This is a genomic window from Flavobacteriales bacterium (assembly GCA_025210295.1).
Lineage (GTDB): Bacteria > Bacteroidota > Bacteroidia > Flavobacteriales_D > Parvicellaceae > S010-51.
Map to the genome: position 1 here is coordinate 19,668 of JAOASC010000017.1, position 13,809 is coordinate 33,476.

Consider the following 13,809-nt stretch of genomic DNA (forward strand, 5'->3'; position numbering starts at 1 on the left):
CTCGATCAAAAAATGATTTTTTTAGTAAAATATGTATGGCTATAAATGATTGAAGCAACCAACTTATCTGATAATATAAAACAACTGAATACTCTTAAAAACGAAGCGATAGAACTAAATAAAATAATGTCCAAAGCAAAATCATCTACTTATGCCTACTAACGGCTCTCAATTGCTAAAGCATTACTGAATAAAAACATTCAAAATGACCAAAAGAAAATCTCCTATAACACGACATTTAATTGAAATAATAGCGGTTTTAGCCATTATTATTTTAGTGAATTTCATTAGTAAAAATAAATATGCTCGTCTGGATTTAACAGAAGATAAAATTCATACATTATCTGATCGAACCGTTACTTTTTTTGAAGAAGAATTGGACGGTGTTGTCAATATTGAAATCTATTTAGATGGAGAGTTCCCTGCTCATGTCCAAAAACTTCAAAACGCAGTTAAGGAAAAACTAGAGGAATTTAAAGCTTATTCTAAACATAAAATCAAATATAAATTCATTAACCCTAATAAAGATAAGGCTTTGGCTGATGATCTAAAACGAACAATATATGAAGATGGTATTTACCCTATGTATTTAGTCGATCGCTCTGAAGGGTCTGAAGAAAAAATAGAATTCTGGCCTGGAGCAATTATCCGCTATAAAGACCAACAAACTGCTGTCAACTTTTTACAAATTGGAAATTACTTGGTTTCTGCTCCTCAAGTCAATGCTGGAATTAACCAATTGGAGTACTCTTTTATTAAAAGTTTTTGGGATTTAACTAAGAAAAAAAGACACACCATATCTTTCCTCAGAGGTCATGGAGAATTGGATAATGCTGATGCTAGAATGATTAGAGATCAACTCCTTGAATTTTATAATGTTGATACTGTTCAAATCAGAAAATATCTTCCAAAAGATTCTGTAATTAAAGAAGACATCCATGCTTTAGATCAATCTGATGCCTTGATTATTGCTAAACCTCAACAGCCTTTTAACGAGAAAGAAAAATATCTAATTGATCAATTTATTATGCAAGGAAAAAAGGTCTTTTGGTTGATTGATATGGTTCAAGTTCCTGAAGATAGTTTAGCGATTGATAAATTTATCTACAGCTCTCCAATCGACTTAAATATCGATGATATGTTGTTTAAATATGGGGTTCGAGTGAATAAAGATTTAATTACGGATGCTAATTGTGGAGCTACCTGGAGAAGAGATAATTACAAACCGCTTTACAATTGGTTTTTATACCCTCGAGTAGGTTCTAATCACATTACTATGCAAAACGTGGCTCCTGTTATACTTAAATATGTCAATTCGATAGAAGCTGTTGGAACCCCGAACATCAATAAAACAGTAATTTTAGAAACCTCTAAAGATTATAAAAAAATGCCTTCTAGATTTAGAGTCAGTTACGACTTTTTAGATGGCTACAACCCTACTTTAAGTCAACAAGTTAAAGATGTGGCACAATTACCTTTAGGATATATTTTAGAGGGTGAATTTGACTCTCACTACAAAGGGCGAATAACGAATACTTTTATTGAGAACAAGTCTTCTAAATTTAAAGATAAAAGTAAACCTAATAAGATGGTGGTCATTGGTGATGGTGATGTTATTCGAAACGAATTGGGGCAAACACAAAAAGGAAATCTAGTGCCTTACCGTTTAGAATTTGATCCTATGGTACGTGACAATGCAGGAAACCTTGTTCCTTACCACGGTAACGGAATTTTCTTCTTAAACTTAGTAGATTATATGATGGGGAACGATTATTTAATTCCGCTCCGTTCACGTATGAAAACGCAACGTTTATTGAATCGTAAGGCCATTTCCTTAGAAAGAACCAAATGGCAGGTTATAAATCTTGTGATTCCTATATTTATTGTTGTAATTTTGGGACTTATTCAATTAATGATAAGAAAAAGAAAATATACTGCGTAACTCGTGACAGCAATACTGTCAACTTGGAAGCATCCACGACTTGACTGTTTATTTTTGTTTGCAACTAACTTATGCAACAACTAAACTATACCGTATTTAAAATAGCTAAAAATGAATCAAAACACTAAAACCATCCTACTTGTCGCCTTGGTTATCATATTAGGCGGGGTTGCTTTTTTCTCGACAAAAGAAACTACTGAATCGGTTGATGGACCGTTAAGGAACTTTGCTATAGCTGATACCTCAGCGATCTCTAAATTTAAAATTTCTGATACTGAAGGAAACGAAATCACTATTACCCGAGAAAACAAAACCAAAACATGGATGGTTGAGGGCTCTAGTTTTAAAGCTAAACCTGAAAATGCTAATTTGATTCTAGATGCTTTAAAAAGAATTGTTATCCGACAAGATTTAGATGAAGCTGAAGTTAATACTACATTAAACTTTTTGGCTGTTAGACATAAAAAGGTAGAATTTTTCATCAATAATGAAACGACACCTGTTAAATCATGGTACATCGGCAACAGTACTGCCGATCATCAAGGCACCTACATGCTTTTACAAGAAAGAGCTCAAAAATCATCTGTGCCTTTTATTGTCTACAAACCTGGTATGAGGGGGAATTTAGAACCTCGTTTTTTTACTAGTTTTGTTGACTGGCGTTTTTCTGGAATTTATAACTACAGTGTGGGAGCTATTAAAGAAATCATTTTTTCAAACATTGACGAACCCAATGAATCTTTTGGTATACAAGTTCTTAAAGATAGTAAAGTGCAACTCTTAGATGGTAATCAGCAAATTATTCCTGCTTTTGATACTGCTCAGGTTTCACATTATGTGACGCATTTTAAAAAATTACACTTTAGCCACGTTGTCGAAGATTTAACGGAAGCTCAAATTGATTCTGTGTTGAATACAAAACCTAATGTTACCATAGCCGTTACCGACAAAGATAACGCCACCCAAAAAGTTAACATTTGGAAAATTTTTGATACGATAGAAACAGCAGAGGGACCTCAAAAGAAACTTAATATTGGTTATGCTTTCTTAGCTGTTGACGGTAGTAAAGAACTTGTTAGGGTACAATACTACCAATGGGATAATGTTTTAAAACCTAAATCTTATTTTATACCGAAAGCAAAATAAAACGATCAATGCAATTACTACAAAACCTTTGCAACATTCATGCTCCAGCTGGAAATGAAGTTGCTTTAAAAAACTTTATTTTACAATACATAGCAGAACATCAATCTACTTGGAAAACGCAACCTGAAATCTTTCATGGTGATGGTTTTCAAGATTGTATTGTCTTAAAATTTGGTACTCCTAGAACCGCTATATATGCACACATGGATTCTATTGGTTTTACAGTTAAATATGGAAAGGAACTGGTAAAAATCGGTGGTCCTGTTTTGGAAGAGGGTACTGTTCTTATTGGTGAAGATCGCCATGGTAAGATTGAAGCAGAATTGGTTGTTATAGAGGATGAAAATGGTAAAAAACATCCTGAATATGTTTTTGATCGAGAAATTGAGCGTGGAACCGAATTGGTTTATAAGCCGAATTGGAGAGAAGATGATGATTTTGTTCAATGTTGCTATATGGACAACCGTTTAGGGGTATGGAATGCTTTACAAGTTGCTCAAACACTTGAACATGGTGTGATTGCTTTCTCATGCTGGGAAGAACATGGAGGAGGAAGTGTTGGTTATTTGGCTAAATTCATTTATGAGCAATGGGGAGTTACCCAAAATTTAATTTCTGACATTACTTGGGTTACTGATGGAGTAAAACATGGAGAGGGTGTTGCCATTTCAATGCGTGACTCTGGGATTCCAAGAAGAAGTTATTTGAATAAAATTATCGCTCTGGCTGAAGAAAGCGGTATTCCTTTCCAATTAGAAGTGGAAGGTGCTGGTGGTTCTGATGGTAATCAACTACAGCATTCTCCTTTTCCTATGGACTGGTTGTTTATTGGAGCTCCAGAAGACCATGTTCATTCAGCTAACGAAAAAGTCCATAAAAAAGACATTGAGGCTATGGTTCAACTCTATCAATATTTGATGCAAAAATTATAATTTAACTTTTTTTCCTAAAAATGTCTCTAATGTAATTTTTTTTATTAAATTTGCATCCACATTTAGGTCTGGTAGTTCAGTTGGTTAGAATACCTGCCTGTCACGCAGGGGGTCGCGGGTTCGAGTCCCGTCCAGACCGCATAACGAAAGCACTAGTAAATACTAGTGCTTTCGGCGTTTTTAAAAAATCGTATTAATAAGGGGGATATAACGAATAATACATAAAAAGGCAAAAGGCGAAAAAGCCAAAACCCCACGTATATAAAAGGTTTTAGCCATTTTACCTCAAACATCCAACTTTTTTCGAATTGTCCCAAAATAGGGAAATAATGTCTAAATACTGTCTGACTGTATAAATAGTGTTTAAAAACCATTTAAAGGCTATTTTACGAAATGCCTACAACCTTTAATATATAAAGGGGTATAAGCAAAACAACAGAATATTTATACACCAACTAAGCGCCTTGTTTTTAGGCGCTTTTTTTATGTCTTAAATTATTGACTTTTTGTTTTGGTTGTTCAGTTGGTTGTTCAGTTGGTTGTTCAAAAAATGTAAAAAATACATAGTTGAAAATATATTTACTACTCAAAAAACGTATTAAAAATACCATTTTTTAAATTTAAAACAGGGGTTATTCCCATATAACAAAACCATAAACCTAATAAAACATGGGGATTTAGGAGTTTCAACTCCTTTTCATGTGTGTATAGGTGTTACATTGAGTTTATTCTTATAGAAGCTTTTACTAATGCTAAAGCCCTTACATCATCAATATGTACATCCTGAGGTTGATGGTGTGAATTTTGAGATACTAATTTTATATATTCCTTTCCTTCATCTGATTTTTGAACGTATTTAACAGTAACATATTCTTCACCTCCCATATCAACTGAAATTAAATACATTTCTCCCCAAAAAATATAATTTCTTTTATCATGTACCTTTTGATAAGCGACTATATCACCACTTTTCAATAATGGATACATACTGTCTCCAGTTACAAATAAAGCGCCATCACACCTTGGAACATGAGGAATGCTAATATACTCTTCTGTTTCTATTTGACTATGATTATCAAACAAAGGGATTAATCCTGCTGTTGCTTCTATATTATATAAGGGTATTCTTTGTTGACTAATATTGCTGTCCGTTTTCAAGTTAAAAGCACTTACAGGCTGTGCTGAATCTTCTTTAACCATTTCACCTTCCCCTGTGATTAGCCATTGTAAATTTATTTCGGGGTAGTTTGTTATTATCTCTTTAATTGCATTAGAGTTTAGAGGTGTTTCTTTTGCTTTACCCCTAAAATTAGCAGAAGTCATGCCTATAGTCCTAAAAAAACTTTCTTTACTAACTTCTTTATTATCAATTATTTGTATTACTCTGTCTTTAATAGTAGTAAAATTATTTACCATTTTATTTGGAATTTAGAAAATATATTTACGATATTTGTAGTGTGCAATTTACAAATGTAAAGATATGAAAATAATTAGGAACGAAATAAAAGTCCCGTCAGGGTATTTATTAGAACTAGTAGAAGAGTTTAAAACATCTCGACAAACAGTTTACAACGCATTAAGAGACATTACTAAATCGCCCTTAGCTAAAGACATCAGAAAAAAAGCTAAAGAAATGTTACAAAAAGACATTAACGATATAGAGATATAAAAGATGTTTGAATATTACAATAACATATTATGTGTCCAAGGTGGATGGTTATATGACAATAACAACGTTATGTCAATGAATAACTATAGGAATTTAATAAGAAGAAAATGGCTTCAAGTCATTCGCCGTGGAGGCAATGGTCGTACAGCTTTAGTTTCTTACGATTCAATACCTGAACGCTTTAAAAAAGTTATTGTTGACAAATTTGGAGACCCAAGAGAAACAACTAAACAAAGTCGAATAAAAGATAAGTTAGTTACAGATTTAAAAGCAGCTGAGTATTTTAATAACTACACTTTGGACAACGGCTCTGCCCTACCTGAAAAAGCAAAAAAAGAATATTTAGCAAATGCTTGTGTTTTAAATGCCTTACACAAAGTAATTAACGAAACAAAATCAGTTAGAGGGAAAGTAAAAAATGCCTGGATAGAATCTTCAGATGCTATTCAAAAACTACCAAAGCACACTTACCCACATACTTTGCCTAAAAATGTTCAAAGTTTAAAGCGTAAGCACAAAAAGTATATTGCTGAGGGTTACGAATCATTAATTCATAAAGGGTTCTGTAACGACAATTCAGAGAAGATAACAGAAGATGCAAAAGTTTGGGTAATATCTCGTTGGGCTGACCGTGTGGCAGTTTGTGCCAATATGGAACAGCTCCTTTTTGAATACAATCAGTTAGCTATACAAAAAGGTTGGAAAACACTAAAAGAAGAGAAAACACTTTACAATTACCTAAATAAAGAAGGAGTAAAACACTTGTGGTATGGTCACAGACATGGCGATGCAGTTAGTAAAGAAAAATTTGTTTATCAGCATTCAACCATATTACCAACAATGCGCGATTCTTTATGGTATTCAGATGGAACAAAGCTTAACTATTTCTATTTAGACAAAGATGGTAAAGTGGCAACCTGCCAAGTTTATGAAATAATGGATGCTTATAGTGAGGTATTGCTAGGGTACCACATTAGCAAAAGTGAAGATTATGTTACCCAATATCATGCTTATAAAATGGCTGTTCAAATTTCAGGACACAGACCTTATCAATTAGGTTTTGATGGTCAAGGAGGACACAAGAAATTGAAGTCAGGTAATTTCTTAACCAAGCTTTCACGATTAGCAATAAGAACTCAACCATATAATGGTAAATCGAAAACAATTGAAAACGCCTTTTTTAGATTTCAATCTCAGTTTTTAAAACGTGATTGGTTTTTTACTGGACAAAATATAACTGCTAAAAGACAAGAAAGTAAAATGAACAGAGAGTTCATAAATGCTAACAAAGCTAATCTACCAACTTTTGAAGAGGTTGTCGAAATATATAAAAAGAGAAGACAAGAATGGAACGAAGCATTACATCCTAAAACAAGAGTTCCGCGATTAGAAATGTATAACCAAAGTACAAACCCTAATACATCAGCAATAAACCTTTGGGATATGGTAGATTTATTTTGGGTTGAACGTGAAAAACCTGTTATCTGCACAGCTTACGGAATCAGTTTTACTGAGAAAAAGCAAAAGCATACTTATGTGGTTTACCGTGAAGATAGTTTACCTGATGTTGAATGGCTTAGAAATAATGTAGATAAGAAGTTTCATATCAAATATGACCCTGAGGATATGTCTATGGTTTATCTCTATGAAAACACACCGCTAGGATTAAGGTTTGTAAGTGAAGCGAGAATAAAAGTTGAAATCCACAGAGGCAAGCAAGAACAGGAATCTTGGGAAGCTGAATACTATAAAAAAGTTGAAGAACTGAAAAAACAATCTCGATTAGCTGCTGATGAAAAAATGGATAGCCTACTTGAATCGGAAGGACGTGCAGCTCATCAATATGGATTAAATAGTCCATCCCTATTAGGATTAAAAAACAAACGAGAAAAAGTTGCCAATAACATTGGAAAAATCCAAAAAGAAGAAAGCAACTATATCTATATCGAAGAAGAAGACAAAACAGATAATTCATTTAATCATTTTGACAAATATTAACCTATGGAACACGTACAAAAACAAAGAGTTAGAGAGGATTTAAAAAACTTTATTAATCAATCAGGTTCGCAGAATAAAGCTGCCAACAGATTGAAAGGAGTAAGTGCAGCAACGTTATCACAAATAGTAAATGATAATTGGGAGTTAATTAATGATTCCATGTGGAATAAAATAGCTGCTCAAATTCAAAGCCAAAAGAAACCATGGCAATTTGCTATGACTAAAGATGCCCAAACATTGTTTCATGTTTTTGATGATGCTAAACAACATAATCTAGTTATATCAATTGTTGGTTCAGAAGGTACAGGAAAATCAGAAAGCGCCAAAAGATTTACTCAAGACAATAAAGATGTCTATTTGTTGAACTGTAACGAGTACTGGGATAGAAGATGGTTTTTAAAAGAGTTATTAAAAGCTATGGGAAAAGACCCTGCTGGTATGGTGATGGCAGAAATGATGGAAGTAGCTGTCCTTACTTTAGAGGGAAAAGATTGTCCACAAATCATATTAGATGAAGCGGATAAATTAAGGGATCAGGTATTTTATTTCTTCATTACATTATACAATAGACTTCAAGATAAATGCTCTATTGTGCTAATGGCAACTCAATACCTTCAAAAGAGAATTAAGCGAGGACTGTCATTAAATAAAAAAGGGTATCGTGAGATTTATTCGAGACTAGGAAAACGTTTTATTGAATTAGATGGGGTCAATTTTACTGATGTTGTGATGATCTGTCAAGCTAATCAAGTGGAAAATAAAACCATAATAAAGCAGATTTATGATGATTGTGATAACGATATAAGGAGAGTAAAAAGAAAGATTCACGCATATAAAAGGTCATTACAAATGAATTAATTATGAGTGAATTAAAGTATAAATATCATCCTGTAATTCCTGATTTAAAAATCTCTGAAGATGGAACCTCCATTATATGGAAAGATGCCCCTGTTTTAATCAGAAACTACACAAAAAACGGAAAGGTCTATCCAAGGGTAAATATTATCGGACGAACATTTATGGTTTCACGATTAGTTTGCTACACTTTCAATGGTCCACCTCCTGAAAATGAAAGCATAGTAAAACACATTCACGGAGATAGCAACCACTATAAAAACTTAATGTGGGAATTATCAGGAAGTAATAATCCGCTTATTCAGCGGAAGATGTCAGAAAAAGATAAAATCGAAGCCGCAAGGCTATTAAAAAAAGGAAAAACAAAGAAAGCTGTAGCAGAACAATTCAAAGTCAGCATTAGCACAATTAAAAGATTAAAAAGAGTTTATACATGAAAAGAGCCGTAAGCATATCAGAATTATACACAACCAATTTTAAGGTGTTGGATTTCCAAGGTGATTGGGATGCTTGCATTGGCAAACCTGAATTAGCAGGAAGCTGGTTAATTTGGGGAAAGTCAGGAAACGGTAAAACACGTTTCACACTTCAATTATGCAAATACCTTACTCAGTTTGGTAAAGTAGCTTACAACTCTTTAGAAGAAGGTGCTAGTTTATCTATGAGAAAAGCATTTGTTGAAACAGGGATGGAAGAAGTAAAGCGCCGAATTGTTTTACTAGACCAAGAACCAATCAGCGATTTAATAGAGCGATTGAAAAAACGAAAAAGCCCTGATATCATTGCTATTGATAGTGTTCAATATACAGGTATGAATTACGATACCTACAGAGAATTAAGAAAAACATTTCCTAAAAAGTTATTTATCCTGATTTCTCATGCTGATGGAAAAGAGCCTTCAGGTAGAGTTGCAAAGTCTATCCGATTCGATGCCTTTGTTAAAATATGGGTAGAGGGATATAAAGCTTTTCCAACAAGCAGATATGGTGGAGGTCAACCATATACTGTCTGGCAACAAGGAGCGGATAAATACTGGAGTGAAAAAAAATAACAAAACTATGCCTGCAATATTAATCGGAGAATATTATAAACACAATGATGCAATTTTTAAAGCTGTTGTGTCTCACAATGGAAAGAAAAAATTAAAAGAAGTTTTAGCCTTTAATTCTGTTTCTAACAAATGGGGGAAAGGATCAGGGTTAGCTATCTCAACAAACTTTTTTAAAAGAGAGCTTGAAAACATGATTCACCTGTCAGAAAACGAATTTAAACAACATAAAAACAATGAGTTATAAGAATTACCAACCAAACAAAATAATTTACAATCTAACCTGTCCTTATGAAACCAAAGAAATTAACAAGAGCCAAGAAAAGACAAGCAATATACGCACACAATCAACAGTCTATCCTACAAAGAAAGGTACTTACAGAAAACCAATACAATGACCTTTTTTTGGATTCAGGACGAAAGTTTTTAGAAACATTATATCCTGAAGATGACCAAAAATATCAAAAGCTATTCAATCACTTTTATGGGTGTAGAAACTTTTGGAAATGGTGGTTAAAAAAATGGAAGGACTGGGAAAATCAATTGCTAATTGATGTCGAAAGTTGTGAGGTACCACTCAATGATGAAGTTTATAAAGAATCAATGCTTCCTATCATTTATGATTATCGAACTGAAACAAACTTTTTGGATTATATAAAACTTTTACACTATGCCTTATGACAAAAAGAAATCATCCTACAGACAAGAACTGGAGTACCGAAAAAAGGAGTTGATAAAACAAATAAAGCAATTAGAAAAAGAAGTTTTAAACCCTCCAAATAAAATAACAGATGAGTGGATGAAAGAATATGAACAATTAAACCTTTTAAAAGTCAATTTAATGACAGTTAAAAACCATTTAACTCACCTTAGTATTAATCATTCAGGACTAATCGAAGTAACATTTAACAACAGCCTATTTAAAAATAACAGACAATGAAATTAGTAGCCAAAACACAAAAAACAAGTGATAAACTTTGGTCCGATGAAAGTGGAATGCAAATCCCATCATCAAGAACCACAAAATTAGAACGCTTAATGGAGCGTAAATCAGGCAAGCTTTTAAAAGATGCTTTGAAGGTGAACGCTCAACTAACCACATTTAAAGATCAAGTGCAAGAAGTATGTAGAGAGGTTTACGATTTGTTTATGGAAGAGCATAACAATAAGAAAGATAGAAAAGGGAACTTTACCTGGTACAACTTCGACCGCTCTATCAAAATCCAAAGTAGAGTAAATGAGCGCATAGAATTTGATGATTTGAACATCATTGCTTGCAAAGATAAATTGGATGAGTTCCTAGATGCTAATGTGGAAAGTAAAGACGATTTCATTAAGCAATTAGTACTTGATGCATTTGAAACTAGCAGAGGTAAACTCGATGCTAAAAAAGTAATGAGTTTATTACGTTATAAAAGCAAGATTAAAGCTCCTCTATTTCAAGAAGCTATGGAACTATTAGAAAACAGTATCCGAAGACCTGATTCAAAAACATACTTTCAAATATGGGCTAAAGATAAATCAGGAGAATATCAAAACGTGGATTTAAACTTTTCAAGCATTTAATTATGAAGTCAATATCTACTCCAACCATTGAAAAGATGATAGCGGTTATTAAAACCATATTAGAGCAAAGCAAAGACAATCCCGAAATGGTAAAATCAATATTTGGCTTTGCCATTGTTCAATCTTGTAACGAAATAGAAGAAGAATTAAAAACGAAATAACTTTTACAATGCGAGAATTGACAAGCAAGCAACAGCAACCAAAAATGAAGTTAATGAAACGTATTCACAAAGCTTATACATCCATTCGTATTTGGCTGAAATATATCGATTTTCTTCACTTTCTACGTGGAGGAGATTACGTGCTATTTGTTCCGCAGCATCTTTGCGAAGAGTGCGAATTTGAACTATCAAAATGTATAAGCCAAGGGTTGCAAAAACAATGGATACCAATAATAATAGAATTAGAGCTTGGTGAAGACAAATGTTGTGAGCATGTAAATTCGACAATGAAGTATATACAGCAAGAACTGCACTTGAAACAACCACAATGTGTTTCAGGAACTCGGTCTTCATCTCGTGATGTTTAACCATCAGCTCAGTTAATTGCTTCTTGTACTCTTCGTAATTGCTCATAATATCAAAATTTTTGAGCCTAAAAATATAAACTAAATATTAATAAACAATCAAAAACATGAACCATCCAAACGAACCATTAGGAGAAAAGAAACTAATTGAATTAGGATTACGCCATAAGCCATTTAGAATCAATAGAAAGGTATTTTCTAAAACTAAAGCCGAAAAGTTATTACTAAAGGATATAAGAAAAGCGCACAACTATTTATTAAGGTCCAATGGCTTTAACCCTAAAAAGCAGATGAATGTTCCTGGTATTAATCTAACTAGCTAAAGATGAAACTTTCTGAATTAGAAAAGAAAAAGAAGTTTCATAAAAAGAAATTTAAATTTTACTCAAAAAAAATCAAGGAGATTAATGATACTAATTCTCAAATAGGATTTAAGTACTCAAAAAGACAATGATTAGTTATAAACCATATTTCGCAATTGAAAAGAGGATTAAAAGCTTCGGTGTAGAGGTACACCGAAGTGATTTGATCCACTCGTTTACAGAAGGCAAAAAAGACAGCTTAAAAGCATTAAATGAAACTGAATACAAAGAGTTTCTAAAATGGCTAAAGAGTAGCTTTAACTTAAACGACAAAAAGCCGTGGGAAGGAACACCTGAAGATAAGATGCGAAAAAAAATGATACAGCTGTTTGTTCACGAAATGCATTATACAATGAAAGAGTTAAACGATTGGTGTATTAAATATGGCTGCTATCACAAACCGTTAAATGCTCATAACAAACAGGAACTTACTAAAATCTTATCAATTGCTAAAGAAAAAGTTTACCCTAATTATATGAAAAACGTAACAAGTTGAAATATGCCTATACCACAAACAACAATAGTAAACTACTACACAGATAAAGATGATAGCTTTCAAATTACTTACATAAATGGATATCTATTATCTATCAACTTATATACTGCTGACATGATTGATTGGGACGGTTTAAAACACGGCATCCCTTTTTATGAAGAAGATATTAACCTTGAATTATTTCACAAACAGAAATGAAACTAACAAATAAATACATACTAACATTTACAACTGCTAAAACTCAATGTTTGGTTACTTATTACAATGGTCAATTCAAAAGATTAGAGTATAAAAAAGGTGGAATGTCGAATGAGTTTTGGCAGCATCTAAATAAAGCTATTCCCTTTAACGAAGCTCATATATCTGATGTTGAAAAGCACTTTAAGCAACGTGTGAAGTTTGATAAGATACTACAAAATAGTTCTAAGAGTTTACACAATCAATTTATGGGAGTTTACATACGTTTTTATGAAAAATTTTCTAATGGTTTAAAACCTAAAATAACAAATGTTGAAGGTGCAGCTTTAAAACAAATTATTTCCTATTTGAATGATGTAAGCGCTACTGAAGATGAAGCTTTAGTAGTTTGGAAACAAGTTTTTACCTACTGGGAAAGGCTTGATGAATTTTATAAGAACCAAATACAATTAAAACAAATTAATTCCAACTTAAATACAATTTTAATACAAATTAAAGATGGGAACAGCACTCGTAAAAACCAACAAACAGCCAACAATAATGCAAATGACCTTAGAGAAAAGCTCTAAGTTAGATTTGATAAGAAGCTTTAGTAAACTAACACCTAAATTGATTTTAGAAAACCAATACCCTTCTTTATCAAAATTAAGGAGAACGTATGGTAATCAAAAAGTTGAAACCGTAACTAGAATATTATTACATGATCTATCATCTAGTTTAAAAGGTGAGTTGAATAATGATGAAGTTGAAGAAATTAACGTTGAAATCAATAGTGGCTATTTACTTAACTTATCATTAGAGGACATATACTACACTCTAAGACAAATAAAAACAGCAAACAATACTAGAAAACTTAGTGTTAGTAAAGTTCTTAATGCAATAGAAAAACAATTTGAAACAAGAACAACGTTAGGAGCTAAACTCAGCTTAAATAAGCATTTAGCAAATAAACATATAGGTCTTCCTGATACTACAGCAATGGAAAAAGAAAAGAAGAAACATAAACAGGCAAAAGAGTTTTATCTACTGCAACAAGAAATTATAAAATCAACAACACAAAAATAAATCAGT

At 32.6% G+C, this 13,809-nt stretch carries 20 protein-coding genes and 1 tRNA gene; 19 read left to right on the forward strand and 2 right to left on the reverse strand.

Going from position 1 to position 13,809, the window contains the following annotated elements:
• Positions 1-205: 205 nt before the first annotated feature.
• From gldG to N4A35_05235, 4 genes are all read left to right on the forward strand, one after another.
• A complete protein-coding gene (gene gldG / locus N4A35_05220; GenBank protein ID MCT4580800.1) occupies positions 206-1,942 on the forward strand; it encodes a gliding motility-associated ABC transporter substrate-binding protein GldG in 1,737 nt (578 codons plus the stop codon).
• Between the two features lie 111 nt (positions 1,943-2,053).
• Positions 2,054-3,088: a hypothetical protein gene (locus N4A35_05225; GenBank protein ID MCT4580801.1), complete on the forward strand. Its 1,035-nt coding sequence runs from the start codon at positions 2,054-2,056 to the stop codon at positions 3,086-3,088.
• An 8-nt stretch (positions 3,089-3,096) separates the two neighbouring features.
• Entirely contained in the window at positions 3,097-4,020 is a 924-nt protein-coding gene (locus N4A35_05230; protein ID MCT4580802.1) for an aminopeptidase, read from the forward strand.
• A gap of 65 nt (positions 4,021-4,085) precedes the next feature.
• A tRNA-Asp gene (locus N4A35_05235) sits at positions 4,086-4,159 on the forward strand.
• Between the two features lie 575 nt (positions 4,160-4,734).
• Here N4A35_05235 and N4A35_05240 read toward each other — a convergent pair.
• Entirely contained in the window at positions 4,735-5,436 is a 702-nt protein-coding gene (locus N4A35_05240) for a S24 family peptidase (GenBank protein MCT4580803.1), read from the reverse strand.
• A gap of 64 nt (positions 5,437-5,500) precedes the next feature.
• Between N4A35_05240 and N4A35_05245 the strand changes: the two genes are divergently transcribed.
• The 10 genes from N4A35_05245 to N4A35_05290 all read left to right on the forward strand — a co-directional run bounded on the left by N4A35_05245 (position 5,501) and on the right by N4A35_05290 (position 11,317).
• The gene (locus N4A35_05245) at positions 5,501-5,689 is read left to right on the forward strand and encodes a hypothetical protein (protein MCT4580804.1); all 189 of its coding nucleotides are present in this window, start codon (positions 5,501-5,503) and stop codon (positions 5,687-5,689) included.
• A 75-nt stretch (positions 5,690-5,764) separates the two neighbouring features.
• The gene (locus N4A35_05250) at positions 5,765-7,687 is read left to right on the forward strand and encodes a Mu transposase C-terminal domain-containing protein (protein MCT4580805.1); all 1,923 of its coding nucleotides are present in this window, start codon (positions 5,765-5,767) and stop codon (positions 7,685-7,687) included.
• A 3-nt stretch (positions 7,688-7,690) separates the two neighbouring features.
• Positions 7,691-8,545: an ATP-binding protein gene (locus tag N4A35_05255; GenBank protein ID MCT4580806.1), complete on the forward strand. Its 855-nt coding sequence runs from the start codon at positions 7,691-7,693 to the stop codon at positions 8,543-8,545.
• Positions 8,546-8,547: 2 nt separating this feature from the next.
• Positions 8,548-8,979 (forward strand): helix-turn-helix domain-containing protein, encoded by a 432-nt coding sequence (locus N4A35_05260; GenBank protein MCT4580807.1) that lies wholly within the window; start codon positions 8,548-8,550, stop codon positions 8,977-8,979.
• Positions 8,976-9,593 (forward strand): hypothetical protein, encoded by a 618-nt coding sequence (locus N4A35_05265; protein MCT4580808.1) that lies wholly within the window; start codon positions 8,976-8,978, stop codon positions 9,591-9,593. Before N4A35_05260 ends, N4A35_05265 begins: the two co-directional genes overlap by 4 nt.
• Positions 9,594-9,600: 7 nt before the next feature.
• Positions 9,601-9,837 carry a hypothetical protein gene (locus N4A35_05270; GenBank protein ID MCT4580809.1) on the forward strand — a complete coding sequence of 79 codons (237 nt, stop codon included), beginning with the start codon at positions 9,601-9,603 and terminating at the stop codon, positions 9,835-9,837.
• A 44-nt stretch (positions 9,838-9,881) separates the two neighbouring features.
• Positions 9,882-10,271 (forward strand): hypothetical protein, encoded by a 390-nt coding sequence (locus N4A35_05275; GenBank protein ID MCT4580810.1) that lies wholly within the window; start codon positions 9,882-9,884, stop codon positions 10,269-10,271.
• Positions 10,261-10,530, forward strand: coding sequence for a hypothetical protein (locus tag N4A35_05280; protein ID MCT4580811.1), 270 nt, complete (start codon positions 10,261-10,263; stop codon positions 10,528-10,530). Before N4A35_05275 ends, N4A35_05280 begins: the two co-directional genes overlap by 11 nt.
• Complete coding sequence (locus N4A35_05285) at positions 10,527-11,156, forward strand: DUF3164 family protein (GenBank protein MCT4580812.1); 630 nt, start codon at positions 10,527-10,529, stop codon at positions 11,154-11,156. The genes N4A35_05280 and N4A35_05285 overlap by 4 nt, the downstream gene beginning before the upstream one ends.
• 2 nt (positions 11,157-11,158) lie before the next feature.
• On the forward strand, positions 11,159-11,317 hold the full coding sequence (locus N4A35_05290) for a hypothetical protein (protein MCT4580813.1): 159 nt from the start codon (positions 11,159-11,161) through the stop codon (positions 11,315-11,317).
• Positions 11,318-11,320: 3 nt separating this feature from the next.
• On the opposite strand, the gene N4A35_05295 is transcribed toward N4A35_05290, so the two are convergent.
• Complete coding sequence (locus N4A35_05295) at positions 11,321-11,731, reverse strand: hypothetical protein (protein ID MCT4580814.1); 411 nt, start codon at positions 11,729-11,731, stop codon at positions 11,321-11,323.
• A 58-nt stretch (positions 11,732-11,789) separates the two neighbouring features.
• Between N4A35_05295 and N4A35_05300 the strand changes: the two genes are divergently transcribed.
• The 5 genes from N4A35_05300 (at position 11,790) to N4A35_05320 (ending at position 13,803) form a co-directional block, all read left to right on the forward strand.
• Complete coding sequence (locus N4A35_05300; protein ID MCT4580815.1) at positions 11,790-12,005, forward strand: hypothetical protein; 216 nt, start codon at positions 11,790-11,792, stop codon at positions 12,003-12,005.
• Between the two features lie 127 nt (positions 12,006-12,132).
• Positions 12,133-12,540, forward strand: coding sequence for a hypothetical protein (locus N4A35_05305; protein ID MCT4580816.1), 408 nt, complete (start codon positions 12,133-12,135; stop codon positions 12,538-12,540).
• A gap of 3 nt (positions 12,541-12,543) precedes the next feature.
• Positions 12,544-12,738 carry a hypothetical protein gene (locus N4A35_05310; GenBank protein MCT4580817.1) on the forward strand — a complete coding sequence of 65 codons (195 nt, stop codon included), beginning with the start codon at positions 12,544-12,546 and terminating at the stop codon, positions 12,736-12,738.
• Positions 12,735-13,307, forward strand: a complete 573-nt coding sequence (locus N4A35_05315; GenBank protein ID MCT4580818.1) for a hypothetical protein — start codon at positions 12,735-12,737, stop codon at positions 13,305-13,307. Before N4A35_05310 ends, N4A35_05315 begins: the two co-directional genes overlap by 4 nt.
• On the forward strand, positions 13,285-13,803 hold the full coding sequence (locus N4A35_05320) for a hypothetical protein (protein ID MCT4580819.1): 519 nt from the start codon (positions 13,285-13,287) through the stop codon (positions 13,801-13,803). The genes N4A35_05315 and N4A35_05320 overlap by 23 nt, the downstream gene beginning before the upstream one ends.
• The last annotated feature ends 6 nt before the right edge of the window (positions 13,804-13,809 follow it).